This is a genomic window from Pseudoalteromonas sp. S558, from assembly GCF_005886635.1.
GTDB lineage: Bacteria > Pseudomonadota > Gammaproteobacteria > Enterobacterales > Alteromonadaceae > Pseudoalteromonas > Pseudoalteromonas aliena.
Window position 1 is genome coordinate 1 of record NZ_PNDU01000658.1, and the last position, 401, is coordinate 401.

At 36.7% G+C, this 401-nt stretch carries 1 protein-coding gene; it reads right to left on the minus strand.

Going from position 1 to position 401, the window contains the following annotated elements; translation table 11 throughout:
* Nucleotides 1-389 (minus strand): MFS transporter (locus CWB66_RS21840; protein WP_252371838.1); only part of this gene is annotated, 389 nt, incomplete at its 3' end.
* Nucleotides 390-401 lie beyond the last annotated feature (12 nt).

Genomic DNA, 401 nt, shown 5'->3' on the forward strand with positions numbered 1-401 from the left:
GGCGTTGCCATTTGAGTGAAAAAACACCATAAAAAATACACTAAAAACGCTAGTAAAACGTGTTCATTAGGAACAAAAAAGGCAATGCAGCTCAATATGGCGCAAATATATTGCAGATAAACATAAGCCGCTTTCTTATCAAGGCGTTTACTTAAAGGTTGTGCGCAAGCGCAGCCTAAAATATTACCAATCATACATAAGGTTACAAATTCGGTGATTAATTCTTCTTTGCCAAGAACATATTTTACATAGTAAATAGCCAACGTTGTGCGCAATACCATACTGGTTAATAATACCAGCGCTGCCATACACAAGATTTTAAACGGCTGATTTTGCCATAAAACGTGAAGTTGTGTTTTTAAAGATAATTTATGCGGTGGATTGCTCACTCGCTCTTTGGT